We start from the raw sequence: 25,168 nt of genomic DNA, 5'->3' as shown, positions 1-25,168 counted from the left end.
TCCGCTTTTCTCATCGGACGTTCATCTGCGGCGGCCGGTCTCACGCGTCCAGCGCGAGCACGAACTCGTCGATCTCCGCACCGCGCGCGTGGGCGTACCCGGACGCCCGCGCGGTCACCCGGAAGCCGCACTTCTCCAGGACCCGCAGCGAGCCGGTGTTGTCGGCGGCGGCGCGGGCGTACAGGGGGCGTTCGGGCACCTGGGCGACCAGCTCGCGCAGGGCCGCGGTGGCGATGCCGCGTCCCCAGTAGGCGCGGTCGATCCAGTACGTCACCTCACGCTCGCCCGGCTCGCCGTACACCGCCGCGCTGCCCACCACGTCACCGTCGGCCAGGACCGTGCGCTGCACGGCGTCCGAGGCCCGGATGCGTTTCCAGTGGGCGTCGAAGGCGTCCCGGTCGGCCGGGTCCTTCGGTGTGAAGGCCGCCATGTGCAGCGCCTCGGGGTCGTTCATCTGCCGGAAGAACACCGGCAGATCGCTGTCATGGACTTCGCGGAGAACGATCTGCATGCCTCAGAGCGTAGGGCCTGCCGGCGGTGGGGCGGTTGTCCGTCCTCGGCTTGGTGGGGGCGGGCGTTCTGCGCAGTTCCCCGCGCCCCTGAGAAGCCTGTTGCGGTCGGTGGCTCGGGCGCCGCGCTCAGAGCCTGCGGGTGGCCAGTGTCAGGCGGTCCCGGGCGTCGAACAGGGCGTCCTTCACCATCTGTTCGTGGGCCGGGGTCAGCCGTGCCACCGGCACCGAGCAGCTGATCGCGTCCCGCGCGGGCGTGCGGTACGGGATCGCGACGCCGAAGCAGCGCAGCCCCAGGGTGTTCTCCTCGCGGTCCACGGAGAAGCCCTGCTCGCGGATCTGGTGCAGCTCCTCGATGAGCTTCTCGCGGTCGGTGATGGTGTGCTCGGTGAGCGCCGGCAGGGTCTCCGGCAGCATCTTGCGGACCTGCTCGTCGGAGTACGTGCTCAGCAGCGCCTTGCCGAGGGAGGTGGAGTGGGCCGGGAGGCGGCGGCCGACCCGGGTGAAGGGGCGCAGGTAGTGCTGCGACTGCCGGGTCGCCAGGTAGACGACGTTCGTGCCGTCGAGGCGCGCGAGGTGGATGGTCTCGGTGGTGTCGTCGGAGAGCCGGTCCAGGGTCGGCCGGGCCGCCGCGACCACCTCGTCGCCGTCGATGTACGAGGTGCCCACGAGCAGCGCCCGCACCCCGATGCCGTACCGCGTGCCCGTCGCGTCGGTCTCCACCCAGCCCAGCTCCACCAGCGTGCGCAGCAGCATGTAGAGGCTGGACTTGGGATAGCCGACGGCCTCCTGCACGGCCGCCAGGGAATGCATGCCGGGGCGCCCGGCGAAGTACTCGAGCAGTTCTACCGTCCGTACCGCGGACTTGACCTGTGACCCGCCGCCCGTCTCGCCTGCCGACATCGCCCTTGACCCCTTTGTTGGACGAGAACCAGAGTTATAGTCTCCAACAGCATATTCACCATCAGAGACAGCGTTCAGTATATCGAACGTTCCTGATGGATGACCCAGATACTCGTGGAGGGACCCGCGGTGGCAGCAGCACCAGTCTGGAGTGTCGACCCCCGAACCGGGAAGCAGCGCGAACAGGTTGCGGTGGAGGCCACAGCCCAGGAGGTGGACGCCGCCGTCCGCGCCGCGTACGACGCGCGCGCGTCCCTCGCCGACCGCACCGTCCGCGCGGCCTTCCTGCGCACCGCGGCCACCAAGCTCGAGGAGTCCAAGGACCACCTCGTCGAGGCCGCGGACGCCGAGACCGCGCTCGGCCCGGTCCGGCTGACCGGTGAGCTCGCCCGCACCTGCTACCAGCTGCGGGCCTTCGCGGACATCGTCGACGAGGGCGAGTTCCTCGGCGTGGTCATCAACCACCCCGACGACACCGCGACCCCGCCGATCCCCGACCTGCGGCGCTACAAGGTCCCGCTGGGCGTCGTCGCCGTCTACTCGGCCTCCAACTTCCCCTTCGCCTTCTCGGTCGCCGGCGGCGACACCGCCAGCGCCCTCGCGGCCGGCAACCCGGTCGTCGTCAAGGCCCACCCCGACCACCCCGGTCTGTCCGAGCTGGTCGCGTCCGTGCTGCGCCGGGCCGCCGACGAGCACGGCATCCCGGCCGGTGTCCTCGGCCTGGTCCACGGCTTCGAGGCCGGCATCGAGCTGATCAAGCACCCGCTGATCGCCGCCGCGGGCTTCACCGGTTCCGTGAAGGGCGGCCGCGCCCTGTTCGACGCGGCGGCCGCACGTCCGGTGCCGATCCCCTTCCACGGCGAGCTGGGCTCCCTGAACCCCGTCGTGATCACGGAGGAGGCCGCGGCGGAGCGCGCGGAGGCCATCGGCGCCGGACTCGCCGGTTCCATGACCCTCGGCGTCGGCCAGTTCTGCGTGAAGCCGGGCCTGGTCCTCGTGCCGTCCGGCGCGGCCGGCGACGGTCTGGTGAAGTCCCTGACCGACGCCGTCAGCGACACCGACGCGGGTGTCCTCCTCGACCACCGCATGCGGGACAACTTCGTCGCCGGGGTCGCCGAGCGCGTGCAGCTCCCCGAGGTCGAGTCGCCGGTGACACCCGGCGCGGGCGGCGAGCACACCGTCAGCGCGGGCTTCCTCACGGTGCCCGCGGAGAAGCTCGCCACCGAGGGGGCGTACGACCTGCTCCTGGAGGAGTGCTTCGGCCCGGTGACCGTGGTGGTCCGCTACGACGACGACGAGCAGGCGCGCACGGTGCTGTCCCGGCTGCCCGGCAACCTCACGGCGACGGTCCACCTGTCCGAGGCAGAGGCGGCCGGCCAGGGACGCGGCGGGGAGATCCTCGCGGAGCTGACCCCCCTCGCCGGCCGGGTGCTGGTCAACGGCTGGCCGACCGGTGTCGCGGTGGCCCCGGCCCAGCACCACGGCGGCCCCTACCCGGCGACCACGTCCACGTCGACGTCCGTGGGCGGCACGGCGATCGAGCGCTGGCTGCGGCCGGTGGCGTACCAGAACGCGCCGGAGGCCCTGCTGCCGCCGGAGCTGAGGGACGACAACCCGCTGGGTCTGCCCCGCCGCTTCAACAACACGCTCGAACGCTAGGCACCCGGGGCACCCCCGGGGCGGCGGCGGAGAGGGAACTGGAAAACTCTGAGGATGGACGTCGAACTTCCCCAACTCCCGTTCTCTCTCCGCACCTACGGCCCCGACGGACACTGGGTGTACGAGGACGGCATCCTCTCCGGCTGGGCCGGCCCCCGGCAGGACCGTTTCGTGCCGCCCACCGGGGAGTCCCTGGACCCCGCCGCCGACGCCCCGCGCCTCCTCGGCTCCCCCGAGGGCGACTTCCAGCTGATAGCCCGGGTCACCGTCGGCTTCAACGCGTCCTTCGACGCGGGCGTGCTGTACGTCCACGTCGGTGAGCGGGCCTGGGCCAAGCTGTGCCTGGAGAACTCCCCGGACGTGCCCACCGTCTGCACGGTCGTCACCCGGGGCCACTCCGACGACTGCAACTCCTTCACCGTGGACGGCAGTTCGGTGTGGTTGCGGGTCAGCCGCACCGGCCGCGCCTTCGCCTTCCATGCCTCCCGCGACGGCAAGCAGTGGACCTTCGTGCGCCTCTTCACCCTCGGCGACGACAAGGAGACCGGCGCGGCCCTGGTCGGTTTCATGAGCCAGTCCCCGATGGGCGAGGGCTGCGTGGTCACCTACGACCACATCGAGTACCGGCCCGACTGGCCGGCGGACCTGCGGGACGGGAGCTGACGCCAGGTCCCGGAGGGAATGGACCCCGCTGCTTGAACGTTCATCCAGTCGGCGGAGGGAGTCTCCGCACCCGTCCGACCTGGAGAGAACCGAACCATGCGCGTCGAGATCTGGAGCGACATCGCCTGCCCCTGGTGCTACGTGGGCAAGGCCCGCTTCGAGAAGGCGCTGGAGGCCTTCCCGCACCGTGACGCGGTCGAGGTGGTCCACCGGTCGTTCGAGCTGGACCCCGGGCGGGCCAAGGACGACGTCCAGCCCGTCCTCGCGATGCTCAGCAAGAAATACGGCATGAGCGAGGCCCAGGCCCAGGCCGGTGAGGAGAACCTCGGCGCCCAGGCCGCCGCCGAGGGCCTCGCCTACCGGACGCGTGACCGCGACCACGGCAACACCTTCGACCTGCACCGACTCCTCCACCTCGCCAAGGAGCACGGCAGGCAGGACGAGCTCGTCCAGATCTTCTACCGGGCGAACTTCGCCGAGGAGAGGTCCCTGTTCACCGAGGGCGACGAGCGCCTCGTCGAGCTCGCCGTGGAGGCCGGCCTGGACGCCGGCGAGGTCCGCAAGGTCCTCGCCGACCCCACCGCCTACGCCGACGAGGTCCGCGCAGACGAGCGCGAGGCCGCCGAGCTCGGCGCGAACGGCGTCCCCTTCTTCGTCCTGGACCGCACGTACGGCGTCTCCGGCGCCCAGCCCGCCGAGGTCTTCACCCAGGCCCTCACCCAGGCCTGGGGCAACCGCTCCCCGTTGCAGCTGATCGACCAGGGCGACGCCGGCGCGGAGACCTGCGGTCCCGACGGGTGCGCCGTGCCCCAGCAGGGCTGAGAAGGCGCAGGTCGGCGCGGACGTATAAGCGTTCCTTGGCGAAACCACGTAGAAAATCGCAATGGACCGAGAGGTCGTGCGGCCCCACAGTGGAGCCATGGAAACCTTCGAGAGCCTCGTCCGCGCCGAGTTCGCCCCGAAGAACACCTTCCTCAACACCGCGAGCAGCGGTCTGCTCCCCGCCCGCACCGTGACCGCCCTCCAGGAGGCCGCGCTGATCCGGGCCGAGGGCAGGCCGCTGGATCCGCTGTTCGAGGACGTGGAGGCGGCCCGTGCCGCGTTCGCGAGGCTCGCCGGCGTCCCGGTCGCGCGCGTCGCGGCGGGCGCCTCCGTGTCCGCCCACTCCGGCCTGGTCGCCGCCTCGCTGCCGCCGGGTGCCGAAGTCCTCACCGCCGAGGACGACTTCACCTCCGTCGTGAACCCCTTCCACACCCGCGGCGACCTCAAGGTGCGCATCGTCCCGCTGGAGCGGCTCGCCGACTCCGTCCGCCCCGGCACCGCCCTCGTCGCCGTCAGCGCCGCCCAGTCCGCCGACGGCCGGATCGCCGACCTGCCCGCCCTGCGGGAGGCCGCGCGAGCCCACGGCGCCCGCACCTACGTCGACTTCTCGCAGGCCGCGGGCTGGCTCCCGGTGGACGCGGACTCGTACGACTACACCGTCTCCACCACCTTCAAGTGGCTGCTCGGCCCGCACGGCGCGGCCTTCCTCGCCGTCCCGGAGGACTTCGGCGACCTGAAGCCGGTGCTCGCCGGCTGGGTCGCGGGGGAGGTCCCCTGGGACAGCTGCTACGGCCCGGTCACCGAACTGGCCCACTCCGCCCGGCGGTTCGACGTCAGCCCGGCCCTGTTCACCTACGCCGGCACCCGGCGCTCCCTCGAACTCCTGGCGGAGCTCGGTGTGGACGCCGTGCGCGCCCACGACCTCGCCCTCGCCGACCGCTTCCGCACCGGACTCGCCGCCCTCGGCCAGGAACCCCTGCCCGCTCCCGGCTCGCCGATCGTGTCCGTGCCCCGACTCGGCGGCCGGCAGCGCGAGTTGAGCGCGGCGGGCATCGAGGTGTCCAACCGGGCCGGCAACCTGCGGGCCTCCTTCCATCTGTACAACACGGCCGCGGACGTCGACCGGCTTCTGGAGGCCCTGTCTGCCTGAACCGCTGGCGCCGCGCCGCCCGGGACGCTAGGAAGGGCATCAAGGGGTGGTGGTGCCGTGGAGTCCGCGGAGGGGACGACGTCCGTGCAGCGACCCGCGGACGCGGAGCTGCACCGGCGGCTGGTGTACGGCGACGAGTCCGCGCTGGCCGAGGCGTACGCCGCGTACGGCGGGCTGGTGCGGGCCGTCGCCGTGCGCGTGACCCGCAGCGGGGCCGCGGCGGAGGACGTCGCGCAGGAGGTCTTCGCCCAGCTGTGGAGCAGGCCGTACGCCTTCGACGCGCGCCGGGGCAGCCTGCGCACCTGGCTGTCGCTGCTGGCCCACCGCCGGGCCGTGGACTGGGTGCGCGGCGAGGCCCGGCACCGCAAGGACGTCCGCGCCGACGACCTCGCCCTGCACGGCATCCCGGACGCCTCTCCCGGCCCCGCCGAGGCGGTCGTCGACCGGGAGCGCTCCCTCCTGCTGCACACCGCCCTCGCCGAACTCCCGCAGCCGCAGCGGGAGGTGGTGCACCTCGCCTACTTCGCCGGCCGCACCTACCGGCAGGCCGCCGTCGAGCTCGGCATCCCCGAGGGCACCGCCAAGACCCGGCTGCGCACCGCGCTGCGCGCCCTGGCGGAGACTTTGGCCGACCCACCCGACCCGGCCTGGGAGAAGGGCGCATGATGGCGGCAGGGGAACACAGGGAAGGGGGCGAGCGGTGACCGGTCACGACGACGTCCGCGACCTGCTGGCCGCCTGGGCCTTCGGCGCCCTGGAACCGGCCGAGGAGCGGCTCGTGCCACCCCACCTGGCCGAGTGCGAGAGCTGCGCGGCGGAGGCGGAACGGCTGCGCGCCACCGTACGCACGCTGGACGGCCCGCCGCTCGACGAGCCGCAGTACCGTGGCGAGGCCCACCTGACCCGCGCCCTCCGCGCCCGCCCCGCGCCACCCCCCGTCGCCCGGCACGCCGCTCCCTACGCGGCCGCCGTCGCGGGGCTCGGGGCGCTGCTGCCCGAGCTGGAGGGCCACTGGTCCACGCCCGTCGTGCACGACTGGGACGCGCACGCCACCGTCGCCCATCTGCTCGCCGCCGACGAACACCTCGCCCTGCGGCTCGGGATCGGGGCCCGGGTGCCGGGCGCGCGGATCGACGAGGACGCGGACTGGACGGACGCCTGGGAGCGGCGCACCGCCGAGGTGATCGCCCACGAGCACGGCCGTACGCCAGGGGAGACCGTCGCCGACTGGTCCGCGCAGGCGGCCGGCCTGCTCGGCACCGCGCACGCCCGTGACCCCGAACTCGCCGCCAGGACCACCCTGTCGATGGGCATCAGACTGCCGGCCACCGAGCACTTCCTGGTGCGTGCCTTCGAGACCTGGATCCACACCGACGACATCGGCCGCGCCCTGGGCCTGGCCGTACCGCCGCCGCCCGAGGAGCACCTGGGACGGCTGGTCGGGCTGGCCGTCCGCATCCTCGGCGGCGTCCTCGGGGCCGGGGCGCCGCCGGTGCTGTTCGCGGTCCGGGGCGGCGAGCAGTGGGTCCTGGGTTCGCAGAGCGATCCCGTGGCCGCCGAACTCACCCTGGACGCCGTGGACTTCTGCCTGCTCGTCGGCGGCCGGCACGAGCCGGGCGGCGTCCCCCGGGAAACGACGGGCGACGCGGCCGCCGTACGGAACGTACTGGAGCGGGCCGCGTCGCTGTCGTGGCTGTGAGGATCAGCTCACCGGATCACTTCACCGGGGTGAAGTCCCGGGCGCCGATGAACTCGGGGCGCCGGATCGGGGCCGCGAACGGCTCGACGGCCTCGTTCTCCACGCTGTTGAACACGATGAAGACGTTGCTGCGCGGGAACGGCGTGATGTTGTCGCCGGAGCCGTGCATGGCGTTGCAGTCGAACCAGGTCGCCGAACCGGCCTTGCCGGTGAACAGCTTGATGCCGTACTCCGAGGCCATCGCCGTCAGCGCCTCGTCCGAGGGCGTGCCCGCGTCCTGCATCTGGAGGGACTTCTTGTAGTTGTCCTTCGGGGTCTCACCCGCGCACCCGAGGAAGGTCTTGTGCGAGCCGGGCATGATCATGAGCCCGCCGTTGGTGTCGTAGTTCTCGGTCAGCGCGATCGAGACGGACACCGTGCGCATGTTGGGCAGGCCGTCCTCGGCGTGCCAGGTCTCGAAGTCGGAGTGCCAGTAGAAGCCGCTGGCCCCGAAACCGGGCTTGACGTTGATCCGTGACTGGTGGACGTAGACGTCCGAGCCGAGGATCTGCCGGGCCCGGCCGACGACCCGCTCGTCGCGCACCAGGTTCGCGAACACCTCGCTGATCCTGTGCACCTCGAAGACCGAGCGGATCTCCTTGGACTTCGGCTCGACGATCGAGCGCTCGTCCGCGCGGATCTCCGGGGCCGTGACGAGCCGCTCCAGCTCACGCTGGTAGACGGGGACCTCGTCGGGACCGATGAGCTGGTCGATGGCGAGGAAGCCGTCGCGCTCGAACGACTCCAGGTCGGCCGTGGCGATCGGTCCCGGCGTGCCGGGCGCCGACCAGACGACCGGGTCCTTGCGCGGGACGGACACCTCGGTGGCGCCGCGGCTGGGGTAGAGATCGGTGACGGTGGTCATGGTGGTCATGCGGTCACACCTCCTCGGGTTCGGTGAGCAGCGGGTAGACGCCGTTCTCGTCGTGGTCCTCCCGGCCGGTCACGGGCGGGTTGAACACACAGATGCAGCGGAAGTCCTCCTTGACCCGCAGTGTGTGCCGCTCGTGACCGTCCAGCAGGTACATGGTCCCCGGCGTGATCGAGTGCGTCTGCCCGCTCTCGTGGTCGGTCAGCTCGGCCTCGCCCTCGACGCAGACGACGGCCTCGATGTGGTTCGCGTACCACATCGACGTCTCCGTGCCCGCGTACAGGATCGTCTCGTGCAGCGAGAAGCCGACCCGCTCCTTGGCGAGCACGATGCGTTTGCTCTCCCAGGTGCCGGACGCGGCCTTCACATGCCGGTCGGTGCCTTCGATGTCCTTGAACGAACGGACGATCACGGTATTGCGATGCCTCCTAGTTGGACGGTCTGCTGAGACGGATGCTCAGACGGTTTCCCGGACGGCGCGGGCGAGGACGCTGAGCCCCTCGTCCAGCTCCTCCGGGGTGATCGTGAGCGCCGGGAGCAGCTTCACGACCTCGCTCTCGGGGCCCGAGGTCTCGATGAGCAGCCCGAGCTCGAAGGCCCGGTGCGCCACCCGCCCGGCGCGCTCCTTGTCGTGGAACTCCAGGCCCCACACCAGCCCGCGGCCGCGGTACTCCTTGATGTCGGCCAGGTTCTCCTCGGTGATGGAGATGAGCCCCTGCTCGACCTGCTCACCGCGCTGCCGGGTCTGCTTCTCCATCGCGGAACCGTCCGCCCAGTACTGCTCCAGGGCGGCGGTGGCCGTGACGAAGGCCGGGTTGTTGCCGCGGAAGGTGCCGTTGTGCTCGCCCGGCTCCCAGATGTCCAGCTCCGGCTTGAACAGGCAGAGGGACATGGGGAGGCCGTAGCCGCTGATGGACTTGGAGACGGTGACGATGTCCGGCGTGATGCCCGCCTCCTCGAAGGAGAAGAAGGCGCCGGTCCGGCCGCAGCCCATCTGGATGTCGTCGACGATGAGCAGCATGTCCTGCCGCTCGCACAGCGCGGCGAGCGCCTGGAGCCACTCGCGGCGGGCGACGTTGATGCCGCCCTCGCCCTGCACGGTCTCGACGATCACCGCGGCGGGCTTGTTGAGGCCCGAGCCCTGGTCCTCCAGGAGCCGCTCGAACCACAGGAAGTCCTCGACGGTGCCGTCGAAGTAGTTGTCGAACGGCATCGGCGTGCCGTGCACCAGCGGGATGCCGGCGCCGGCCCGCTTGAAGGCGTTGCCGGTCACGGCCAGCGACCCCAGGGACATGCCGTGGAAGGCGTTGGTGAAGGACACGATGGCCTCGCGGCCCTTGACCTTCCGGGCCAGCTTGAGCGCCGACTCCACGGCGTTGGTGCCCGTCGGGCCCGGGAACATGACCTTGTACGGCAGATCGCGCGGGCGCAGCACCAGGTCCTGGAAGGTCTGCAGGAAGGTGCGCTTGGCGGTGGTCGACATGTCGAGGCCGTGCGTGACGCCGTCGCGCTCCAGGTAGTCGATCAACGCCCGTTTCAGCACGGGGTTGTTGTGGCCGTAGTTCAGCGAACCGGCGCCGGCGAAGAAGTCCAGGTAAGCGTGGCCGTCCTCGTCGTACATGCGGCTGCCCTGCGCGCGGTCGAAGACGGTGGGCCAGCCGCGGCAGTAGCTGCGCACCTCGGACTCGAGGGTCTCGAAGACGCTGAGGTCGGGCTGGGTGATGGTCACGACGAATCGCTCCTCGGGGTGCGTGGGGGGTCAGGCGGAGAGGGAGGGGGAACCGGGGGAGAGGGGCCCGATCCGGTAGAGGACCTCGGGGTCGTGCGGCCCGTCGGGGAACAGACCGGCGTCGAACAGCACCTCGCGCTCCAGGCGGGCGCCACGGCGTTCGGCGAACGACGTGAACAGCCGCTCGGAGGCGGTGTTGCCCGGCGTGATGGTGGTCTCGACGGTGGTCAGTCCGCGCTCGGCGGCCAGCCGGGCGGTCAGTCCGTCGAGCAGGGCGGCGGCGAGACCGCGGCCGCGGTGGGCCGAGTCCACGGCCACCTGCCAGACGAGGAGGGTGTCGGGCCGGTCCGGGCGGACGTACCCGGTGACGAACCCGATGGCCTCTCCACGGTCGTTCCGTGCCACCGCCGACGTGGCGGCGAAGTCGCGACACCACAGCAGATAGCTGTACGACGAGTTCAGGTCGAGGACCTCGGAGTCGCGGGCGATCCGCCACAGTGCGGCTCCGTCCGCGACCGTCGGCCGGTCGATTTGCAGGTCTGCTTGTGCGGCAGTCATGCGAATTGAATTTACCGAGGGAAATTCCAAAATTGCATCGCCGGACGGGGTTACGTACGGGCGTCTCGTGTGTTATCACGCGGGCGCGCGCCGACGCGCAAGGAGTGACCGTTATGTACGGTTACGCCCAGCAAATAAAGGGCAAATTGATCACGATGTGTAACGCGTCACAAGCAGGTAACCCCCACGAGATCTCCCCGAATTCATCCGGTTCGCGTTCGCAGAATCTTTGCGTTTAGCCCGAGAGAAAGCGGGCAGAAGAAGACGGGAAGCTATTCTTCGATAAACCCCGGAATTACTTCATGAATTATGCACCGGTACCGCGCGTATTCATGGTGCGGTGGAAAGCCTCGTCGGCCGCCCGCAGCGCGCCCGTCACGTCCACCGCGAGCCCCTTCCCGGCCAGCGCCGCACCCAGCGCGGTCAGGCACGCCCGGACGGCACCCGGTGTCGCGTCCACGCCGTAGTGGTTGACCCGGATCATCTCCTCGGCCAGCGCGCCCCCGCCCGCGGCCAGCGGCAGGGCGGGGTCCTCCGACAAAGCTCGGGCGACGAGTTCCGAGGCCGGCACGCCGGACGGCGCACGCAGCGTCGTGGCGACCGGCGCGGCCTCGTGGTCGGCGTGCACGTACGGCGCAAGGCTCCCGCCCAGCGCCCGCGTCCCCGCCCGGGTCGCCGCCGCGGCGGCCCGGTGCCGGGCCATCACCGTCTCCGGCCCGTCCGCCTCGATCCGCTCGACGCACGCCTCCAGCGCCAGCATCTCCAGCTGCGCCGGAGCGTGCAGCAGGGCCGTACGGCCACCGTCGATCCAGCGCTCCTTCCAGTCGAGGAGGGAGAGGTACGACCGGCGCGGCGCCGCCGGATTCGCGGCCATCCGCGCCCACGCCCGCTCGCTCACCGACACCGCCGACACCCCGGCCGGCCCGCCCATGGCCTTCTGCGCACCGATCACGCACAGGTCCACGCCCCACGCGTCCGGCAGCACCGGCTCGGCGCCCACGGAGGCGACCGCGTCCAGGTAGAACAGGGCGCCCTGCCGCCGTACGACCTCGGCGATCTCCGCGACCGGGTTGGTGTTGCCGGTCGCCGCCTCCGCGTGCACCAGGGACACGAAGTCGATCGCCGGGTGCTCCTCGAAGGCCGCGGCGATCTGCTCGGCCGTCACCGCCGTGTGGAACGGCACCGCCAGGTCGATCACCGTCGCGCCGCAGTCCCGCAGCCAGTTCCCGAAGGTCTGCCCGTACGGACCGGTGATGACGTTCAGCGCGGTCGTGCCCGGACCCGCGGTCCCCCGGATCGCCCCCTCCAGCGGCAGCAGCGCCTCGCCCTGCATGATCACGACGTCCTGCTCGGTGCGCAGCAGCCGGGCCACACGGTCCTCGATCGAGGCGAACCGCGCCGCGCCGAGCGGGGCCAGGTCCAGGAAGGGGTGCGTCACGACGGTGCTCTCTTCGCTCACTGGGGTAGACGTGAACGAGCGTAACCGTTCCCGATCAACCCCCGACGACCGGCGACTTCTTAGGCTGAACGGCCTCGCGACCATCGGTTTGGTTTGAGGCACTCAAACCTTTCCTTATAATCGGAACCCACAGTTCCCCCACAGGAGGCCTCCCGTGAACACCCTCTCCGGGCGCCGGACCCGCGTCCTGGCCGCCACCACCGCGACGGCCGGGCTCCTGCTCGTCGCTGCCTGCACCTCCAGCGACGACGGCGGCAGCGGTTCGAAGACCGCCGCGGGCGGGGTCGAACTGGTCAAGGGCGGACAGCTCACCACCTGCACCCACCTGCCCTACCCGCCGTTCCAGTCGGAGATCGACGGCAAGGTCCAGGGCTTCGACGTCTCGCTCATCGACCTGGTGGCGGGGAACCTGGGCGTGAAGCAGGAGATCCTCGACACCCCCTTCGAGAACTTCAAGACCGGCGCCTTCCTCAACTCCGGCGAGTGCGACCTGGCCGCGGCCGGCATGACCATCACCGACGAGCGCAAGAAGAACGTCGACTTCTCGGACCCCTACTTCGACGCCACCCAGGCCCTCCTGGTCGCCAAGGGCAGCGGCATCTCCTCGCTCGCCGACGCCAAGGCGAAGAAGGTGAAGCTCGGCGCCCAGGCGCAGACCACCGGCGAGGACTACGTCAAGAGCCAGGGCTTCGACCCGGTCTCCTTCGAGTCCTCCGACGCCGTCCTCAACGGCCTGCGCTCCGGCCAGGTCAAGGCCGTCGTCATCGACTACCCGGTCGTCCAGGGCTGGCTCAAGGACAAGGCCAACGCCGACGCCTTCCAGGTCGCCGACAACATCAACACCGGTGAGCAGTACGGCTTCACGGTGAAGAAGGGCAACACCAAGCTGCGGGACGCCATCAACAAGGCGCTCGCGGACGCCAAGGCCGACGGCACCTACAAGAAGCTCTACGAGAAGTGGATCGGCCCGTACGACGAGTCGGTCGCCTCTCCCGCCGCCTCATGACCGCGGCGGACACGCAATTCCAGCCTCGCAAAAAGGGCCTGACCCGACGTCAGAAGCGCAGCCTGTCCCGCGGCATCCAGTACGCCGTCTTCGTGGCCGCCGTGATCGCCTTCGCCCTCTCGGCGGACTGGGGGCGGCTCAAGAACCAGTTCGCGCAGGCGGACATCGCCGACCAGATGTTCCCGGACGTCATCACGCTGGCGCTGAAGAACACCGTGCTCTACACGCTGTCCGGCTTCGTCGTCGGACTCGTCCTCGGCATGGTCATCGCGCTGATGCGGCTGTCGTCGGTCGGCCCGTACCGCTGGTTCGCCGGTGTCTACATCGAGATCTTCCGCGGCCTGCCCGCCCTGCTGATCTTCATCTTCATCGGCGTGGCCGTCCCGCTCGCCTTCCCCGGCACGGAGATCGTCGGCGGCACCTACGGCAAGGTCGCCCTCGCGCTCGGCCTGGTGGCGGCGGCCTACATGGCGGAGACGATCCGCGCGGGCATCCAGGCGGTGCCCAAGGGGCAGATGGAGGCGGCCCGTTCACTGGGCTTCTCCCCGGCCCGCGCGATGGTCTCGATCATCATCCCGCAGGCGTTCCGGATCATCCTCCCGCCACTGACCAACGAACTCGTCCTGCTCTTCAAGGACTCCTCCCTGGTGCTGTTCCTCGGCGTCACCCTGGAGGAGCGCGAACTGTCCAAGTACGGCCGCGACCTGGCCAGCACGACCGCCAACTCCACGCCGATCCTCGTCGCCGGCCTGTGCTACCTGCTGGTGACGATCCCGCTCGGGTTCGTGGTCCGCCGTATGGAGGCCAAGGCCCAGGAGGCCGTCAAATGACCGTTGAGGCGAGCCGGCCGGAGATCGAAGTACGCGGTCTGCACAAGTCGTTCGGCACCAACGAGGTCCTCAAGGGCATCGACCTGGAGATCGGCCAGGGCGAGGTCGTCTGTGTCATCGGCCCCTCGGGCTCGGGCAAGTCGACGCTGCTGCGGTGCGTGAACCTCCTGGAGGAGCCGACGAAGGGCCAGGTCTTCGTCGGCGGCACCGAGTTGACGGACCCCGACGTCGACATCGACGCCGTACGCCGCCGTATCGGCATGGTCTTCCAGCAGTTCAACCTGTTCCCGCACCTCACGGTGACCGAGAACCTGACGCTGCCGCAGCGCAGGGTCCTCAGGCGCGGCAAGGCGGAGGCCGCGAGGGTGGCCGCGGAGAACCTGGAGCGGGTGGGCCTCGCCGAGAAGGCCGACGCCTATCCCGCCTCCCTCTCCGGCGGACAGCAGCAGCGCGTCGCGATCGCGCGGTCCCTGTCCATGGGCCCCGAGGTGATGCTCTTCGACGAGCCGACCTCGGCCCTCGACCCGGAGCTGGTGGGCGACGTGCTCGCCGTCATGCGGATGCTGGCCCGCGAGGGCATGACGATGATGGTCGTCACCCACGAGATGACGTTCGCCCGCGAGGTCGCCGACCGGGTCGTCTTCATGGACGGCGGAGTCGTCGTCGAGGACGGCAACCCGGCCCAGGTCATCGGCGATCCGAGCCATGAGCGCACCCGCCACTTCCTCTCCCGGCTCCTGGACCCGGCGATGGCCGACGTGGAGAACGTGGAGGACCAGGAGGGCTGAAAGGGGTATACGCGCCTCTGTCCCGCAGAGCCCGACAACCGCCATCATTCGGGCATGACGACTCTCGACGACACGGGCGGATCCGCAGCGGGCGGCACCCTGCCCCCGCTGCCGGAGGACTGGGAGCGCTGCCTGGCCGTGGCCGCGCATCCGGACGACATCGAGTACGGGACCGCGTCCGCGGTGGCCCGCTGGACGACCCAGGGCAAACGGGTCGCCTATCTGCTGGTCACCCGCGGCGAGGCGGGCATCGACGGGCTGCACCCGGACCTGGCGGGCCCGCTGCGCGAGGCCGAGGAGCGGGCGGGCGCGCGTGAAGTGGGCGTGGACACCGTGGAGTTCCTCGACCACCGGGACGGAACGATCGAGGAGGGGCCGGGTCTGCGCCGGGACATCGTGCGGGCGATCCGACGGCACCGGCCCGAGGTCGTGGTGACCGGTGCGTACACCGTGCGGATGGTCGCCGGGGTGGTCAACCAGGCCGACCACCGCGTGGTCGGCCTGGCCGCGCTCGACGCGGCACGCGACGCCGGCAACCGCTGGATCTTCCCCGAACTCGCCGAGGAGGGCCTCGAACCCTGGGGCGGGGTCCGCTTCGTGGCCGTCGCCGGCACCGACCGCCCCACCCACGGCGTGGACGTCACCGGCGAACCCCTGGAGCGGGGCATCGCCTCCCTGGCCGCGCACGCCGAGTACACCAAGGGCCTCGGCGCGGGCGCCTTCGAACCACGCCCGTTCCTGACCTGGGCGGCGCGCCGGGGCGGCCCCGCCCTCGGCGTCGAGGCGGCGGTCCTGTTCGACGTCCACCAGCTCGCCTTCGAGGGACCACCGCCCTGGGAGCAGTGACCCCGGGCTGGCTAGGGTGCGGTCATGAGCGATCGCACGGTGCTGCACGTGAAGGGCCGGATCCTGGCCGGACCCGAGGACGTCCGGGACGAACTGTGGGTGGTCGACGGGCGGATCTCCTACGACCGCCCGGTGGCCGCCCAGGACGTCCGTACGGTGTCGGGCTGGGCGCTGCCCGGCCTGGTCGACGCGCACTGCCACGTGGGCCTGGGCGCGCACGGCCCGGTCGACCAGGACGTGGCCGAGAAGCAGGCGCTGACCGACCGCGAGGCCGGCACGCTCCTGATCCGCGACGCCGGATCCCCCTCCGACACCCGCTGGGTGGACGATCGCGAGGACCTCCCGAAGATCATCAGGGCCGGCCGGCACATCGCCCGCACCCGCCGGTACATCAGGAACTTCGCCTGGGAGATCGAACCCGAGGACCTCGTCGCCTACGTCGCCCAGGAGGCCCGCCGGGGTGACGGCTGGGTCAAGCTGGTCGGCGACTGGATCGACCGTGAGGTCGGCGATCTGGCCCCCAGCTGGCCGCGGGAGGCGGTCGAGGCGGCCATCGCGGAGGCCCACCGCCTCGGCGCCCGCGTCACCGCGCACTGCTTCGCCGAGAACTCCCTCCAGGACCTGGTCGAGGCGGGCATCGACTGCGTCGAACACGCCACCGGCCTCACCGACGACCTGATCCCGCTGTTCGCCTCGCGGGGCGTCGCGATCGTCCCGACCCTGGTCAACATCGCCACCTTCCCGAAGCTGGCGGACGGCGGCGAGTCCCGGTTCCCCTCCTGGTCCGCCCACATGCGCCGGCTCCACGCCCGCCGCTACGACACCGTCCGCGGCGCCTACGACGCCGGCATCCCGGTCTACGTCGGCACGGACGCGGGCGGCACCCTCCCCCACGGCCTGGTCGCGGCGGAGGTCGCGGAACTGGTGAAGGCCGGCATCCCCGCCCTGGACGCCCTGTCGGCGACCACGTGGAGCGCCCGGGAGTGGCTGGGGCGGCCGGGGCTGGAGGAGGGGGCTGCGGCGGATCTCGTGGTCTACGCACAGGACCCCCGCGCGGACGTGCGTGTGCTGGCCGACCCGGTCCAGGTCGTACTGAACGGCCGGGTCGTGCAGTAGAGAGGCGAACGGGTGCTCGAAAGCGGGCACGGGTACGCCACGATCGTGTGAACTCCCGTGGGAACGCTGTCGAACGACGAGCGGTGCGACATCCTTTCGAGGTCCCGAGCCAGTTCTCTCTGGGGGTCCCACCACCTTGAACAGCACCGACTTCCGCATGCCCGCACGCCGTCTCGCCACCGTGGCGGCGGCCGGCGTCCTCGTCGCCGGTCCCGCGGCGCTGGCCGGCGCGGGCGCCGCGCACGCGACCGGCGACCAGGGGCGGGCGGGCGCCGTCGTCCTGCGCACCGGGCTGGACGTCAGCCTGCTCCACAAGACCGTCGACGTCCCCCTCGCGGTCACCCTCAACGAGGTCCAGGCACCCCGCAGTGCCCGGCAGACCACGCTGACGGCGACGTTGGACGGCGTGGACGGGGGGCGGCCGTTCAGCGTGCTGGCCGCGGAGGTGGCCGACGCCGGGGCGACGGTCACCGACGGGAAGGCCGAGGCGTCCACCCGTCTCACCCACGCCCGGCTCCACGTCCCGGGTCTCCCGCTGCTGTCCCTCGTCGAGATCGAGGGCGTCACCTCCCGGGCGACCTGCGAGGCGGGCCGGACCCCCACCGCCTCCTCGAACCTCCTCGGCGCGGTAACGGTGCTCGGCAAGAAGGTCACGGTGACCGCCGGCGGCCCGACCGACGTCAAGGTGCCCGGGGTCGGCGAGGTCCGCCTCGACCTGGCGAAGAACGTGACCACCTCGCGCACGGCCGCCGCCACCGCGCTCGAACTCACCGTCTCCGTCGACCCGTTGAAGCTGGGTGTCGCCGAGGTCGAGGGCACCGTGACCCTCGCCGAGGCGACCTGCGAGGCACCGCCCGCCCCCGCCGCGCCGGAGCCCCCCGCGGACGACGTCAAGCCCCAGGGCGGCCCCGCCAAGGAGGCGGGCCTCGCCGAGACGGGCGCCGGCTCACTGACGCCGTACCTCATGACCGGCGCGATCGCCCTGCTGGTGGCAGGCGGGGGAGCGGTGGCGGTGTCCCGCCGCCGAGGCTGATCCGGACCCCGGACCCCGGACCCCGGTGCCTCCGGGGCGGGGCCGACGGGGTGCCTCGCCCCAGGGGAGGGACGGGTGTGGCACCCGCGCCGGGTCCGCTGACTCCGGGAACCGTGCCGCACGAGGGCCGGTGACCGGGGCACGGAGGGGGAGCCCCGGTGCCGCACTGCCGCACGGAACCGGACCTCGGGCGCGGCGCCGTCCGGGCCGGTGCGACGGCATCCGCCTCAGCCCTGGGCCAGCGTCACCGCCTGGTCCAGCGCCTGGAGGAAGGAGTTGACCGTCGCCCGGTCCCGTACCGCGAGCCGTAGCCACTCCTCGCCGAGCCCCGGGAACGTGTCCCCGCGCCGCACCGCGAACCCCAGGTCGCGCAGATGCCGTCGTACCTCGGCGGCCCGCGGCAGGCGTACGAGGACGAAGGGGCCCTCGGCGGGCTCCACCACCCGGAGCCCGTCCGGGGCGAACTCCCGCAGCCCGGCGACGAGATGAGCCCGGTCGGTGGCGACACGGTGGGCCGCGTGGGCCGCCTCCGCCAGCGCCCGCGGCTCCATGCACGCCTCGGCCGCCGCGAGGGCCGGGCTGGACACCGGCCACAGCGGCTGGGCCCGCTCCAGTTCGGCGACGGTCTCCGGGGCGGCGAGGACGTAACCGATGCGGAGTCCGGCCAGACCCCATGTCTTGGTCAGGCTCCGCAGGACGACGAGTCCGGGCACGTCCGTCCGCCCGGCCAGGGCCTCGCGCTCGCCCGGCACCGCGTCCAGGAACGCCTCGTCCACCACCAGTGTGCGCCCGGGGCGGGCCAGTCCGGCGATCGCGGCGGCCGGGTGCAGGACCGACGTGGGGTTGGTCGGATTGCCCACGATCACCAGATCGGCGTCCTCGGGGACGGCAGCCGCATCGAGCCGGAAACCGTCCTCCTCCCGCAGCAGCACCCGCTCGACCGCGTGCCCGGCGTCCCGCAGCGCGGCCTCCGGCTCGGTGAACTGCGGGTGTACCACCACGGCATGACGGAACGTCAGCGCACGTGCGAGCAGCACGAACGCCTCGGCGGCCCCGGCCGTCAGCAGCACCCGCTCCACGGGCACCTCGTGCCGGGCCGCCACCGCCGCCCGCGCCGCGCGCCCGTCGGGGTAGGCGGCGAGCCCGGTCAGCGACCCGGCGATCCGCTCCCGCAGCCAGGCCGGCGGAGTGTCCGCGCGGACGTTCACGGCGAGGTCCGTGAGGAGCGCTCCGTCGTCCCGCACCTCGGCGTCGCCGTGGTGCCGCAGGTCGTGGCCCTCCCCGCTGCGGGTGCTGTCAGTGCGCATGGGAGTGGGTGCCGTGGTGGTGGCCGTGGTGGTGATGGTGGCCGTCGTCGTCCGGGTGGAAGTGCGGCTGCTGCGCCTGGCCCACCTTGTCCTCGAAGCCCGGCAGCGCGATGCGGTACACGCACGAGTCGCAGTTCATCCGCAGATCGCCCTTGACGGCCTCCTCGTACCGCTCCAGCACCAGGTCGAGCAGCTCCGGCTCCGGACCGATGACGTCCGCGGAACGCACCTCGACCTCCGGATGCGCGGCCGCCCAGCCCTCGGTCTGCTGCCTGACCCGGTCCGGCAGGATGCCGGTGAACAGGAAGTAGGGCAGGACGACGATCCTGCGCGCCCCCAGCGCCGCGCACCGGTCGAGCCCGCTCGGCACGTCCGGCGCGGCCAGCGACACGAACGCCGTCTCCACGCCCGCGTACCCGCGCCCCTCCCACAGCAGCCGGGCCGCCTTGTACACCTCGGCGTTGGCGTCGGGGTCCGTGGAGCCGCGGCCGACGAGCAGCACCGTCACGTCCGCGCGGTCCATCGGCGTACGGCCTTCGCCTGCGCCCAGCGCCTCGTCCAGGCGCCGCTCCAGGACGTTCAGCAGCGCCGGGTGCGGGCCCAGCGGGCGGCCGTAGGTGTACGAGATCCCGGGGTGGCGCTCCTTCTCGCGGGTCAGCGCCGCCGGGATGTCGCCCTTGGCGTGGCCGGCGGACACCAGCATCAGCGGCACGGCGGCGAACCGGCGGACACCGCGCTCCACCAGCTCGGCCACCGCATCGCCCAGCGGCGGCGGGGACAGCTCGATGAAGCCGCCCGCGACGGGCAGTTCGGGACGGCGGGCCGCCAGCTCCCGGACGAAGTCGCGGAACGCCTCGGCTCCGGCCTCGTCCCGGGTGCCATGACCGGCGATGAGCAGGGCGGGCGGCGGGGTGGTCACGATGTCTCCTCGACGGGGTGAGTGGGGTGGTACAGCAGGGCGTTGAGGGCGGCGGAGGCCACCGCCGAACCGCCCTTCTCGGACACGTTGCTCACGGCGGGCAGTCCGCTCTCGCGCAACGCGGCCTTGGACTCGACCGCGCCGACGAATCCGACGGGCAGTCCGATGACGAGCGCCGGGTCCGCGTCCAGGGTCAGCAACTCCTCCAGCGCGGTGGGGGCGTTGCCGATCACCCAGATCGCGCCCGGGCCGACCTGCTCATGGGCGAGCCGGATCGCGTGGGCCGAACGGGTCAGCCCGGGACCCGACTTGGCGTCCCTCAGCCGGCAGACGGTCTCCCGCCGGGTGATCCCGGCCGCGACCATCTCCACATCGGTGACGACGGGCGCGCCGGAGTGCAGCGCGGCATGCGCCTTCTCCAACTCGGCCTCGTCCATGACGAGATCGGTGGCGTACTCCAGGTCGGCGGCCGAGTGGATGACCCGCTCCACCACCGCGCGGGTCAGCGGCGGGAAGTGCGAGGTGTCCAGGCGGGCGCGCAGCCGCCGGTAGGACTCCACCTCGATCGGGTGCACGACACGGTTCACTGCGAGCCCTCCTCCGACGTCTGCCAGCGGTAGCCGCGCGGGGTCACCATGCGCCCCGCGATGTCACGGGTCGCGGTGTTGCCCACGGTCACGACCGTCATCATGTCGACGGTCGCCGGGTCCAGCGCGGCCAGAGTCGTCAGCCGGCCGGACTCGTCCGGCCGTGACGCGTTCCGTACGACCCCGACCGGCGTGGCCGGCTCCCGGTGCTCGGCGAGGATCGCGAGCGCCTTGGGCAGCTGCCAGTCCCGGCCCCGGGAACGGGGGTTGTAGAAGGTGACCACGATGTCCGCCTCGGCCGCCGCGCGCACCCGGCGCTCGATGACCTCCCACGGCGTGTGCAGGTCGGACAGGCTGATGGACACGTGGTCGTGGCCCAGCGGGGCACCGAGGATCGCGGCCGCCGCGAGCGCCGCGGTCACTCCGGGGACGCCGATCACGTCGATGTCGTCGGAGGCCTCGGCGAGCGCGGGGGAGGCCATGGCGTACACACCGGCGTCCCCGCTGCCGATGAGCGCGACCGCCTGGCCCTTGCGGGCCTCCTCGACGGCCGTGCGGGCCCGCTCCTCCTCGGCCCCCAGGCCCGACTCCAGGATCCGGGTCCCGGGCCGCAGCAGATCGCGGATCTGGTCGACGTACTGGTCGAGCCCGACCAGCACCGAGGCCCGCTGGAGCTCCGCCCTCGCGCGGGGCGTGAGGAGGTCCCGCGCGCCGGGACCCAGTCCCACGACCGCGAGCCGGCCGCGCGCGGGACGCCGTACGACCGCGCAGGTCGCCATGGCGGGGGAGGCGGCGGACTTGCGCTTGGGGACGAGGAGTTCACCGCCGCCGATCAGTGCGGCGGCCTCCGCGACCGACGGTGTGCCGACGGCGGCCAGGGGCGCGTCCGACGGGTTGGGCACCTGGACGGCGGCCAGCTCCTCGGCGGTGTGGGTGACCAGGGGCACGCCGAGCCGCTCGGCCGCCGCGACGATCCCCGGCTCCTCGGCCTTGGCGTCCACGGTGGCCAGCGCGGCGACACTGCGGGGGGACAGCCCGGCCTCCCGCAGCGATCCCTCGATCAGCTCCAGCACCTCCTCGGTGGGCGCGCCCTTGGAGGCGCCGACGCCGACCACGAGCGTGGGCGGACGCAGCACGACCTCCTGCTGGGAGAGCTCGACGAGCCGGTCCGTGACCCGGATGCCGTACGTCCCCTCCGGGGCGACCGGCAGCGCAGGCAGCGGCCAGCGCGACTCGTTGTGCAGGGCGACGGGCTCCCCGTCCAGCAGGGCCCGCGACACGGCGGCCACCGCGCCCTCCACCGGCAGCCCGAGCGTGTCAAGGCCCGGTACCCCGACCGCGTCGGTCGCCGTCGTCACCACGGGCTCGGCACCGAGCAACGCCCCGACCTCACGGGCGAGTTCGTTGGCCCCACCGCCGTGCCCGCCGACCAGGGACACGGCGAACCGGCCGCCCTCGTCGACACACACCACACCCGGGTCGGACGCCTTGTCGCCGAGCAGCGGCGCGACCAGGCGGACGACCGCCCCCGTGGCCAGGAAGCACACGAGCTGCTCGCACTCCGCGAACGCCCGCCGTACGGCGTCCCCCACGGGTCCGTCGTACACGCGCGTGCGGTCCGGCCATGCCGCGGCCAGCCGGTCACGTGCCGCCGCCCCCGCCGCGGTGGCGGAAATAAGGCCGATCACTGAGCAACTCCCTCTCGATACACGGGGTTTCTGACGCCCCACAGCAGGAAAACCGGGTTGGTCGCCGCGAGCCGGGTGACGTCCCCGGGCAGCGGCGCCAGCCGGGACGACTGGAGCAGTACGCCGTCGCAGTCCAGCCCGGCTTCGGTGAGGGCCGCGCGCACGGCCGGCACCCGGTCCAGCGCGGCCATCGCCACGACCACGCTCCGCCGGGCCCGGCGGGCACAGGCGGCGACGATCCCGGGCAGTTCACGCCCGCCGCCACCGACGAACACGGCGTCGGGATCGTCCAGACCGGCGAGGGCGTCGGGCGCGGAGCCGTGGACGACCTGGACGTCGACTCCGTGCGAGGCCGCGTTGGCACGGATCCGCTCGACTCCGTCGGCGGCCTTCTCGACGGCGACGACGGCGGCACCGAGCCGCGCACACTCCACGGCCACGGACCCGGACCCCGCACCGACGTCCCACACCAGCTCCCCGAGCCGCGGCCCGAGCCGCGCGAGCGCGAGCGCCCGCACCTCGAACTTGGTGATCATCGAGTCGCGGTGCGTGAACTCGCGTTCTTCCAGGGCCCATCGGGACGGGGCGGGGGGAGGTCCGGCAACCGTCCGCACACCGCCGAGGAGCCGGGACTCGTCGAGACACAGCACGACACTCACACCGGAACCCCAGTCCCGGGTGGCGGCTTCGGCGGGGGTCACCCGCTCGACACGCTCGTCCTCGGTGCCGAGGGCAGAGGCAACGAGGAGTACGCGCCCCAGGGGGGCGGGGCTGCATCGATCTGCGGCTCCGCCGCGGGGCGCGACCAGCCCCGACGGCACCGCAGCCGCCCGACTGCCTTCTCCGGCACCCCCTAGCGCAGCTCCCAACTCCGCAGGCCCGGCCCCGGGCCCCGTCAGCACCGCAACCTTCGGCCGAGCCCGGCACACGTTCACCGCCGTCCGCAGATCCCGCCCGTGCGCGCTGACCACCACCGCGTCGTCCCACGGCACCCCCACCCGCGCGAACGCGGCGGCCACGGAGGACACACCGGGCCGCACATCCAACGCCCCCGCCCCGAACCGCTCCGCCAGCACCCGCACGATCCCGAAGAACCCCGGATCACCGGAGGCCAGCACGACGACCCGGCTGCCCTTGTCGAGATGCCGCTCGATGACGTCCAACGCCGGTGCCAGCGGTCCGAGAACGACCCGCTCGGCCTCCACGGGCACCGCCACCGCGTCCAGATGCCGCCGCCCGCCCACGACCAGCCCGGCCCCGGCGAGAGCCTCCGCGGGCGCCGCCGACACCCCCGTACCCACGACCGTGATCACGTCCCGGCGCCCTTCGCCGCCCGCAGCGCCCGCCGGGCCTCCGGGTCGGCCTTGCGGTACCCGTGGAAGTGACCGGGGTGGTAGAGGTGCGAGCGGGTGCCCTCGGAGTCCAGCGCCGGGCCGACCAGGAACAGCGTGTGCTTCCACAGCTTGTGCTCCTTGACGGTCTCCTCCAGCGTCTCGATCGTGCAGCGCACGACCAGTTCCTCCGGCCAGGTCGCCTGGTACGCGACGACGACCGGCGTGGACGTCGGATAGCCGCCCTCCAGCAGCTCCCGCACCAGCTGTCCGCTGCGCGCGGCGGACAGGAAGATCGCCATGGTGGTGCCGTGCTTGGCGAACTCCCGCACCTCCTCGCCGGGCGGCATGGGCGTCTTGCCGCCGCCGAGCCGGGTGAGCACCACGGACTGCGCGACCTCGGGGATGGTGAGCTCGCGCTGCGCGAGCGCGGCGACCGCCGAGAAGGCGGAGACCCCGGGCACGACCTCGGTGGCGATGCCGATCCGGGCGCACCGGTCGAGCTGCTCCTGCGTGCCGCCCCACAGGGCGGGGTCCCCGGAGTGGATGCGAGCCACCCTGAGACCCTCCTCGCGCGCCCGCTCGTACACGGCGACCACGTCCTCCAGCGACATGGTCGCCGAGTCGAGGATCTCCGCGTCCTCACGCGCGTGCTCGAGAACCTCCGCCTGCACCAGGCTCGCGGCCCAGATCACGACGTCGGCCTCGGCGATGGCGCGCGCGGCCCGGAACGTCAGCAGATCGGCGGCGCCGGGGCCGGCACCGACGAAGGTCACCTTGCCGGTGGGGGCAACGGCCATGGAAATCGGTCCTCTCATCACAAAAGGTCGGAAAAAGGTCTTACGGCCGCGGTCGGCGCGGTGGCCGGATGTGCGCGAACGGGGGTTGATCGGATACCAAGGCCCTATGGCGGTCTTCGTCGCGCTCGGCGCGTTCCTGATGACGCTGGCCGGCGGCTGGACGGCACAGCGGGTGACCGACCGCCGTCATCTGGTCCTCGGCCTGGCCGGCGGGCTGATGCTCGGCGTGGTCGGCCTGGACCTGCTGCCGGAGGCGCTGCACGCGGCCGGCGACGAGGTCTTCGGCGTGCCAGCCGCCCTGCTCCTGTTCGTGACCGGCTTCCTGCTGGCCCATCTGGTGGAACGCCTGCTGGCCGCCCGCCAGGCCGCGCACGGCGGCGAGGAGCACAACGGCCGGGTGCCCGAGGTCGGCCTCACGGCGGCGGCCGCGATGGTCGGGCACAGCGCCATGGACGGCGTGGCCATCGGCGCGGCCTTCCAGGTGGGCGGCGGCATGGGCACGGCGGTCGCGCTCGCGGTGGTGGCCCACGACTTCGCGGACGGCTTCAACACGTACACGATCACGAGCCTGTACGGAAACGCCCGCCGCAGAGCGCTGACCATGCTCTTCGCGGATGCGGCGGCCCCGGTGCTGGGCGCCGCCTCGACGTCGTTCGTGACCATCCCGGAGGGCCTGCTCGGCGGCTATCTCGGCCTCTTCGGCGGCGCACTCCTCTATCTCGCGGCGGCCGAGATCCTCCCCGAGGCGCACCACGAACACCCCGCCCGCTCGACCCTGCTGTGCACGGTCGCGGGCGTCGGCTTCATCTGGCTGGTGGTGGGGCTGGCCGGCTGACCCGGCCGCCGCCCCTCTGAC

General features: G+C 72.4%; 26 protein-coding genes. 13 read left to right on the top strand and 13 right to left on the bottom strand.

The window, feature by feature from the left end; genetic code table 11:
- Nucleotides 1–40: 40 nt before the first annotated feature.
- Both M2163_RS15160 and M2163_RS15155 read right to left on the bottom strand, forming a co-directional pair.
- On the bottom strand, nt 41–511 hold the full coding sequence (locus M2163_RS15160; RefSeq protein ID WP_280852262.1) for a GNAT family N-acetyltransferase: 471 nt from the start codon (nt 509–511) through the stop codon (nt 41–43).
- Between the two features lie 127 nt (nt 512–638).
- A complete protein-coding gene (locus tag M2163_RS15155) occupies nt 639–1,412 on the bottom strand; it encodes an IclR family transcriptional regulator (RefSeq protein WP_007381154.1) in 774 nt (257 codons plus the stop codon).
- A 129-nt stretch (nt 1,413–1,541) separates the two neighbouring features.
- Here M2163_RS15155 and M2163_RS15150 point away from each other — a divergent pair, with 129 nt between their 5' ends.
- The 6 genes from M2163_RS15150 (at nt 1,542) to M2163_RS15125 (ending at nt 7,405) form a co-directional block, all read left to right on the top strand.
- Complete coding sequence (locus M2163_RS15150; RefSeq protein ID WP_280852263.1) at nt 1,542–3,071, top strand: aldehyde dehydrogenase (NADP(+)); 1,530 nt, start codon at nt 1,542–1,544, stop codon at nt 3,069–3,071.
- Nucleotides 3,072–3,125: 54 nt separating this feature from the next.
- Complete coding sequence (locus M2163_RS15145) at nt 3,126–3,734, top strand: DUF1349 domain-containing protein (RefSeq protein ID WP_280852264.1); 609 nt, start codon at nt 3,126–3,128, stop codon at nt 3,732–3,734.
- Nucleotides 3,735–3,830: 96 nt separating this feature from the next.
- Entirely contained in the window at nt 3,831–4,556 is a 726-nt protein-coding gene (locus tag M2163_RS15140; protein WP_280894194.1) for a DsbA family oxidoreductase, read from the top strand.
- 97 nt (nt 4,557–4,653) lie between these two features.
- A complete protein-coding gene (locus M2163_RS15135; protein ID WP_280852266.1) occupies nt 4,654–5,706 on the top strand; it encodes an aminotransferase class V-fold PLP-dependent enzyme in 1,053 nt (350 codons plus the stop codon).
- Between the two features lie 57 nt (nt 5,707–5,763).
- Entirely contained in the window at nt 5,764–6,372 is a 609-nt protein-coding gene (locus M2163_RS15130) for a sigma-70 family RNA polymerase sigma factor (protein WP_280894193.1), read from the top strand.
- 34 nt (nt 6,373–6,406) lie between these two features.
- Nucleotides 6,407–7,405, top strand: coding sequence for a maleylpyruvate isomerase family mycothiol-dependent enzyme (locus M2163_RS15125; protein ID WP_280894192.1), 999 nt, complete (start codon nt 6,407–6,409; stop codon nt 7,403–7,405).
- Between the two features lie 16 nt (nt 7,406–7,421).
- Here M2163_RS15125 and thpD read toward each other — a convergent pair whose 3' ends face one another.
- The 5 genes from thpD to M2163_RS15100 all read right to left on the bottom strand — a co-directional run bounded on the left by thpD (nt 7,422) and on the right by M2163_RS15100 (nt 12,040).
- On the bottom strand, nt 7,422–8,318 hold the full coding sequence (thpD, locus tag M2163_RS15120; RefSeq protein WP_280852269.1) for an ectoine hydroxylase: 897 nt from the start codon (nt 8,316–8,318) through the stop codon (nt 7,422–7,424).
- Nucleotides 8,319–8,322: 4 nt separating this feature from the next.
- Complete coding sequence (locus tag M2163_RS15115) at nt 8,323–8,727, bottom strand: ectoine synthase (RefSeq protein WP_007381148.1); 405 nt, start codon at nt 8,725–8,727, stop codon at nt 8,323–8,325.
- A gap of 45 nt (nt 8,728–8,772) precedes the next feature.
- On the bottom strand, nt 8,773–10,044 hold the full coding sequence (gene ectB, locus M2163_RS15110; RefSeq protein ID WP_280852270.1) for a diaminobutyrate--2-oxoglutarate transaminase: 1,272 nt from the start codon (nt 10,042–10,044) through the stop codon (nt 8,773–8,775).
- A gap of 30 nt (nt 10,045–10,074) precedes the next feature.
- Complete coding sequence (ectA, locus tag M2163_RS15105) at nt 10,075–10,602, bottom strand: diaminobutyrate acetyltransferase (protein WP_280852271.1); 528 nt, start codon at nt 10,600–10,602, stop codon at nt 10,075–10,077.
- A 307-nt stretch (nt 10,603–10,909) separates the two neighbouring features.
- Nucleotides 10,910–12,040 (bottom strand): aminotransferase class V-fold PLP-dependent enzyme, encoded by a 1,131-nt coding sequence (locus M2163_RS15100; protein ID WP_280894191.1) that lies wholly within the window; start codon nt 12,038–12,040, stop codon nt 10,910–10,912.
- Between the two features lie 175 nt (nt 12,041–12,215).
- Between M2163_RS15100 and M2163_RS15095 the strand changes: the two genes are divergently transcribed.
- From M2163_RS15095 to M2163_RS15070, 6 genes are all read left to right on the top strand, one after another.
- A complete protein-coding gene (locus M2163_RS15095; RefSeq protein ID WP_280894190.1) occupies nt 12,216–13,067 on the top strand; it encodes a transporter substrate-binding domain-containing protein in 852 nt (283 codons plus the stop codon).
- Nucleotides 13,064–13,897 carry an amino acid ABC transporter permease gene (locus M2163_RS15090; protein WP_280894189.1) on the top strand — a complete coding sequence of 278 codons (834 nt, stop codon included), beginning with the start codon at nt 13,064–13,066 and terminating at the stop codon, nt 13,895–13,897. Before M2163_RS15095 ends, M2163_RS15090 begins: the two co-directional genes overlap by 4 nt.
- Nucleotides 13,894–14,685 (top strand): amino acid ABC transporter ATP-binding protein, encoded by a 792-nt coding sequence (locus M2163_RS15085; RefSeq protein WP_280894188.1) that lies wholly within the window; start codon nt 13,894–13,896, stop codon nt 14,683–14,685. Before M2163_RS15090 ends, M2163_RS15085 begins: the two co-directional genes overlap by 4 nt.
- Nucleotides 14,686–14,739: 54 nt before the next feature.
- On the top strand, nt 14,740–15,531 hold the full coding sequence (locus M2163_RS15080) for a PIG-L deacetylase family protein (protein WP_280894187.1): 792 nt from the start codon (nt 14,740–14,742) through the stop codon (nt 15,529–15,531).
- Between the two features lie 24 nt (nt 15,532–15,555).
- Nucleotides 15,556–16,647, top strand: a complete 1,092-nt coding sequence (locus M2163_RS15075; RefSeq protein ID WP_280894186.1) for an amidohydrolase family protein — start codon at nt 15,556–15,558, stop codon at nt 16,645–16,647.
- A gap of 136 nt (nt 16,648–16,783) precedes the next feature.
- On the top strand, nt 16,784–17,680 hold the full coding sequence (locus tag M2163_RS15070) for an SCO1860 family LAETG-anchored protein (RefSeq protein ID WP_280894185.1): 897 nt from the start codon (nt 16,784–16,786) through the stop codon (nt 17,678–17,680).
- A 227-nt stretch (nt 17,681–17,907) separates the two neighbouring features.
- On the opposite strand, the gene cobC is transcribed toward M2163_RS15070, so the two are convergent.
- The 6 genes from cobC to cobM are packed head-to-tail and all read right to left on the bottom strand — an operon-like array spanning nt 17,908 to nt 24,312.
- Nucleotides 17,908–18,987 (bottom strand): Rv2231c family pyridoxal phosphate-dependent protein CobC, encoded by a 1,080-nt coding sequence (gene cobC, locus M2163_RS15065; protein WP_280852278.1) that lies wholly within the window; start codon nt 18,985–18,987, stop codon nt 17,908–17,910.
- Nucleotides 18,977–19,906 carry a sirohydrochlorin chelatase gene (locus M2163_RS15060; protein WP_280894184.1) on the bottom strand — a complete coding sequence of 310 codons (930 nt, stop codon included), beginning with the start codon at nt 19,904–19,906 and terminating at the stop codon, nt 18,977–18,979. Before M2163_RS15060 ends, cobC begins: the two co-directional genes overlap by 11 nt.
- Entirely contained in the window at nt 19,903–20,493 is a 591-nt protein-coding gene (locus M2163_RS15055; RefSeq protein WP_280852280.1) for a precorrin-8X methylmutase, read from the bottom strand. Before M2163_RS15055 ends, M2163_RS15060 begins: the two co-directional genes overlap by 4 nt.
- Nucleotides 20,490–22,181, bottom strand: a complete 1,692-nt coding sequence (gene cobJ, locus M2163_RS15050) for a precorrin-3B C(17)-methyltransferase (protein ID WP_280894183.1) — start codon at nt 22,179–22,181, stop codon at nt 20,490–20,492. Before cobJ ends, M2163_RS15055 begins: the two co-directional genes overlap by 4 nt.
- A complete protein-coding gene (gene cbiE / locus M2163_RS15045; RefSeq protein ID WP_280894182.1) occupies nt 22,178–23,494 on the bottom strand; it encodes a precorrin-6y C5,15-methyltransferase (decarboxylating) subunit CbiE in 1,317 nt (438 codons plus the stop codon). Before cbiE ends, cobJ begins: the two co-directional genes overlap by 4 nt.
- Nucleotides 23,491–24,312 carry a precorrin-4 C(11)-methyltransferase gene (gene cobM, locus M2163_RS15040; RefSeq protein WP_280852283.1) on the bottom strand — a complete coding sequence of 274 codons (822 nt, stop codon included), beginning with the start codon at nt 24,310–24,312 and terminating at the stop codon, nt 23,491–23,493. The genes cbiE and cobM overlap by 4 nt, the downstream gene beginning before the upstream one ends.
- A 106-nt stretch (nt 24,313–24,418) precedes the next feature.
- Between cobM and M2163_RS15035 the strand changes: the two genes are divergently transcribed.
- Nucleotides 24,419–25,147 (top strand): ZIP family metal transporter, encoded by a 729-nt coding sequence (locus M2163_RS15035; RefSeq protein WP_280894181.1) that lies wholly within the window; start codon nt 24,419–24,421, stop codon nt 25,145–25,147.
- Nucleotides 25,148–25,168 lie beyond the last annotated feature (21 nt).

Source organism: Streptomyces sp. SAI-135 (assembly GCF_029893805.1).
Taxonomy (GTDB): domain Bacteria; phylum Actinomycetota; class Actinomycetes; order Streptomycetales; family Streptomycetaceae; genus Streptomyces.
The sequence above is the reverse complement of the archived record's forward strand: the minus strand, read 5'-3'. Positions and strand labels throughout refer to the sequence as shown.

Bases quoted from the DNA above. Each gene is read 5' to 3' on its own strand.
- M2163_RS15035 (WP_280894181.1), top strand. From the start codon at position 24,419: ATGGCGGTCTTCGTCGCGCTCGGCGCGTTCCTGATGACGCTGGCCGGC.
- cobC (WP_280852278.1), bottom strand. From the start codon at position 18,987: ATGCGCACTGACAGCACCCGCAGCGGGGAGGGCCACGACCTGCGGCAC.
- ectA (WP_280852271.1), bottom strand. From the start codon at position 10,602: ATGACTGCCGCACAAGCAGACCTGCAAATCGACCGGCCGACGGTCGCG.
- M2163_RS15075 (WP_280894186.1), top strand. From the start codon at position 15,556: ATGAGCGATCGCACGGTGCTGCACGTGAAGGGCCGGATCCTGGCCGGA.
- thpD (WP_280852269.1), bottom strand. From the start codon at position 8,318: ATGACCACCATGACCACCGTCACCGATCTCTACCCCAGCCGCGGCGCC.
- M2163_RS15135 (WP_280852266.1), top strand. From the start codon at position 4,654: ATGGAAACCTTCGAGAGCCTCGTCCGCGCCGAGTTCGCCCCGAAGAAC.
- M2163_RS15085 (WP_280894188.1), top strand. From the start codon at position 13,894: ATGACCGTTGAGGCGAGCCGGCCGGAGATCGAAGTACGCGGTCTGCAC.
- cobM (WP_280852283.1), bottom strand. From the start codon at position 24,312: ATGGCCGTTGCCCCCACCGGCAAGGTGACCTTCGTCGGTGCCGGCCCC.
- M2163_RS15090 (WP_280894189.1), top strand. From the start codon at position 13,064: ATGACCGCGGCGGACACGCAATTCCAGCCTCGCAAAAAGGGCCTGACC.
- M2163_RS15145 (WP_280852264.1), top strand. From the start codon at position 3,126: ATGGACGTCGAACTTCCCCAACTCCCGTTCTCTCTCCGCACCTACGGC.
- M2163_RS15160 (WP_280852262.1), bottom strand. From the start codon at position 511: ATGCAGATCGTTCTCCGCGAAGTCCATGACAGCGATCTGCCGGTGTTC.
- M2163_RS15155 (WP_007381154.1), bottom strand. From the start codon at position 1,412: ATGTCGGCAGGCGAGACGGGCGGCGGGTCACAGGTCAAGTCCGCGGTA.
- M2163_RS15140 (WP_280894194.1), top strand. From the start codon at position 3,831: ATGCGCGTCGAGATCTGGAGCGACATCGCCTGCCCCTGGTGCTACGTG.
- M2163_RS15080 (WP_280894187.1), top strand. From the start codon at position 14,740: ATGACGACTCTCGACGACACGGGCGGATCCGCAGCGGGCGGCACCCTG.